Source organism: Xylophilus sp., assembly GCA_009914555.1.
Classification (GTDB): domain Bacteria; phylum Pseudomonadota; class Gammaproteobacteria; order Burkholderiales; family Burkholderiaceae_C; genus WNDY01.
The window spans coordinates 1-3662 of the sequence record WNDY01000124.1; the positions used below are offsets into that span (position 1 = coordinate 1).

The 3662-nt window shown below is 53.3% G+C and carries 4 protein-coding genes and 1 pseudogene; 1 reads left to right on the top strand and 4 read right to left on the bottom strand.

The window, feature by feature from the left end; translation table 11 throughout:
- Positions 1-114 (top strand): annotated as a pseudogene (locus GAK38_RS23650) (IS5/IS1182 family transposase); the annotation flags it as partial.
- A gap of 62 nt (positions 115-176) precedes the next feature.
- Here GAK38_RS23650 and lpxB read toward each other — a convergent pair.
- The 4 genes from lpxB to fabZ form a co-directional block, all read right to left on the bottom strand.
- The gene (lpxB, locus tag GAK38_RS23655; protein WP_325347327.1) at positions 177-1373 is read right to left on the bottom strand and encodes a lipid-A-disaccharide synthase; all 1197 of its coding nucleotides are present in this window, start codon (positions 1371-1373) and stop codon (positions 177-179) included.
- Complete coding sequence (locus GAK38_RS23660; RefSeq protein WP_325347328.1) at positions 1370-2266, bottom strand: LpxI family protein; 897 nt, start codon at positions 2264-2266, stop codon at positions 1370-1372. The genes lpxB and GAK38_RS23660 overlap by 4 nt, the downstream gene beginning before the upstream one ends.
- A complete protein-coding gene (gene lpxA, locus GAK38_RS23665) occupies positions 2247-3095 on the bottom strand; it encodes an acyl-ACP--UDP-N-acetylglucosamine O-acyltransferase (RefSeq protein ID WP_325347329.1) in 849 nt (282 codons plus the stop codon). Before lpxA ends, GAK38_RS23660 begins: the two co-directional genes overlap by 20 nt.
- A partial coding sequence (gene fabZ / locus GAK38_RS23670) for a 3-hydroxyacyl-ACP dehydratase FabZ (RefSeq protein ID WP_325347330.1) occupies positions 3092-3662 on the bottom strand: 571 nt, incomplete at its 5' end. The genes lpxA and fabZ, both read right to left, overlap by 4 nt.

A 3662-nucleotide genomic window follows, 5' to 3' on the forward strand; every position in this document is an offset into this window, starting at 1 on the left:
GCCTTCTGCCGCCTCAAGGACTGGCGGCGCGTCGCAACCCGATATGACAAGCTTATGATCAACTTCGCAGCAACATGCTACATCGCAGCTATCGTCACTTGGTGGCTCAATTGAGTCTGGAGCCTAGTGTTACCACTAGGACTTCCGATGTTCTGCGACACCTTACAAGACGGCCTTCACCGTGGGCTTACTTTTCTGCCGTTCTCGGCCAGATCGAGCAAGACCTTTGCTCCGATCTCGCCGGAAGGTCGCTCCGTGGCCATTATTGATATCACTTTATCAAAGCCATCAAGCTGCGCCTGACGCGACGCACTTTTCTGCATAAGCTTATCGACATAACGGGCAAGATTACCCGGCCTTACCGATTCATTGAAAAACTCCGGCACAACGGGTTCGTCAGCGATAATATTCGGAAGAGCCGCACTCCAGATCGTGATCTTGGACAGCAGAAACTGGTGTGCAAACCAATCAGCCTTGTATGACAAAATGGTCGGGATGCGCGACAGTGCAAGCTCCAGCGAAACAGTACCCGACGCAGCCAGCGCTGCATCTGCACGCGCAAAGGCATCCCACTTGGCTTCATCACCGGTCACGATAAGCGGCTTAACGGCCCAATCCTTGGAAAGCTCACGCACCATTTCCTCAATGCGCGGCAATGTAGGTAGAATGACCTCAAGCTTTTCGATCCGCTTTGAAAGCTCTTCTACAGCCTTGCCGAAGGGTTCCATAAGCGTCTGGATTTCGCCACGGCGCGATCCGGGAAGCAACAACAGGCAGCGTGAGCCATCAGGCCAGCGTTGCGCTTCAGCGGCGCGCTGCGCAGCCTGTACTTTCACAATCGGCGCGTAGCTGCTGAGACGATGTCCGACATAGGTCGATTGCGGGCCGTTAAGCCGCTTCATGACCTCAACTTCAAACGGTAATACCGTGAGCACATGGTCGACATAGGCACGCATCGCTTTGGCGCGCTGCGGACGCCAGGCCCAGACACTCGGAGCGATATACTTTACTATTGGAATTGAAGGACTGGCCGCGCGGATTTTTTTCGCAACACGATGCGTGAATTCCGGGCTGTCGATGAGCAAAACACAATCAGGCTTTTCTGCAACGATCCGCTTTGCTGTTTGATTTATACGCAGAATAAGCCCAGACAGATTCTTGAGAATAGCACCAAGCCCCATCAAGGCTATTTCATGCGGGTCGAAGAAGGTTTTCAATCCACGTTCAGCAAGATGGTCACCACCAACGCCAACGATATCGACGAGCCGGTCTGTCTGGCCGCGAAGAGCATCAACCAAATCCGCACCGAGGAGATCGCCGGATTCCTCTCCGGCCACGATCGCAATTTTCAATGGCCGGCTGGTTTTGCTCAACGTGCTAAGTCCCTTTGGTTTCGACTGATCGTCTCAATGAAAAGCCCTTTTTCATTGGCCGCAGCCATGGTTTCACCAAGACCGAGAATGAAAGTGCGACCAGCTTCAATCGCAATACCGGACAAGCCAGCACGGGCTGCGTTCTCCACTGTAGATACGCCGATTGCCGGCAAATCTGCGCGCTCATCCTGTCTTGGCTTGGCCATTTTGACAAGTACGCCGCCACGCTTGGGAATACGACCTGCCTGACGAAGCGCGTAAACACGCTCGATCATCTGATCGGTACCTTCTGCACCTTCAAGCGCCATAACACGGCCACCTGCAGCAATTGCACCCTGCCCGACATCCAGCTCACCAAGACGAAGCGCAGCTTCCATAGCAAGCAAAACGTTCCGGCGTTCGCGGGAATCGGGCGTAAGACGCGTGATCGCTCTCGGCGGTGTCGGTGAGAGAAGATCAGGAACAACTTCATGCGCTCCGACCATCTTGAAGCCATAGCGCTCAAGCAGGCGCATGAATGCTCGCAGTAATGCATCATCTCCTTGACCGAGCGCGGTCAGAACATAGCGCACAGCCCTTATCGTCGGAAGATTGAGTTTAAGATCACTCAGATGCGGGCGGTTACGAAGGCCACCGGCAAGGACAACTTGAGTGACGCCAGCCGACCGCATGGCACGGATGAGCATGCCAAAATCAATAGCTGCGATTTCCTGATGTTCATATTCATAGAGCGAGGCATCAGCCTCACCACGCAGTGGAAGCATAAAAGGCGGATTTCCATCCGCCTTCAGAGCTTCAGCTACTTTTATCGGCAAAAGGCCATTGCCAGCAATAATGGCTGTGCGTTGACGCTTTACCGCGCTTGTCGCGCTATCAATCGTCGTTGCCGTCATCCATCGCTCCACCTACCGATGAGCCAAGCGGCGGCGTGCAATAAGCACGCTTATTTTCCACCAGAATGAAGGAGATAAGATCAGCCACACCATCAGAATCAGGAATAGCCTTAAGCACATCCTGTGCACGCTCACGCACCGGCTTGGTGCGGTCAAAGAGCATGTGGACTGCATGACGCAGATTATGGATATCCTTGCGCTGCATACCGGAACGCTTCATTCCGATGATGTTCAGACCGCCGAGATAAGCATGGTTGCCGATCGCACTGCCGTAAGGAATGAGATCGTGGGCCAGTGCCGCCATACCGCCAACAAAAGCATGATGGCCAACACGCGTGAACTGGTGAACAGCAGAACCGCCGCCGAGAATGGCGTGATGACCGATTTCGACGTGGCCACCAATCATAACGTTGTTAGCAAATGTGACGTGATCGCCAACATCGCAATCATGCGCGACGTGTGCATAGGCGAGAAACTGGCAATTGTTGCCAACGCTCGTGTAACCACGGCTACTGTCAGAACCGCGGTGCATAGTAACACCTTCGCGTACAAGGCAGTTATCGCCAACAACTAGCGTCGTCGGGCCGCCCTTGTGCTTACCGTTCTGTGGATCGCAACCCAAAACAGCGTGCGGATAAACCTTGGCATCGGCGCCAAGACGAACAGCATCGCTAATAACAACATGGCTCATCAGCTCAGAATTATCGCCGATGACGGCGCCGGACTGAACGTGACAAAAAGGACCGACGGAAACGCCCTGTCCAAGTTCCACACCCGGCTCCACGAGAACGGTAGGGTGGATAAAAGTTTCCTTCATTGAAGTACTCATGCCTTCTCTTCGGCTACGCCAACCATTGCGGCGACTTCAGCTTCGGCAACCTTTACGCCATCAACTTCAGCCACGCACTCAAATTTAGAGATATTTCCGCGTTGTTTAACCTTCTTCACGTGAAGGTGAAGCTGATCACCAGGAACAACTGGACGGCGGAACTTGGCTTTGTCGATTGTCATGAAATAGACGAGGCTTGGCGCGTCAGAGCCCTGATTGAGAACAGTGATCGCGCCTGCCGTCTGCGCCATGGCCTCAATGATGAGAACACCTGGCATAATCGGCTTGTCGGGAAAATGACCGGTAAAATGTGGCTCATTGATCGTGACATTCTTGATGCCAGTCGCAGACTCATCACTATTGATATTGATGATGCGATCAATCAGCAAAAATGGATAACGATGCGGGAGCGCACGCAGAACAGCCTGAATATCTGCAACTTCCAGCTTCTGATTAGTTTCACTCATCAGAGGATTGCTCCTTTTTTGGTTTCCCGATGCTCCGGATATTTGCGATATCCCTGAACCATTGTTTAATAGGACGAGCGGGGAAGCCCCCCCAACGCTC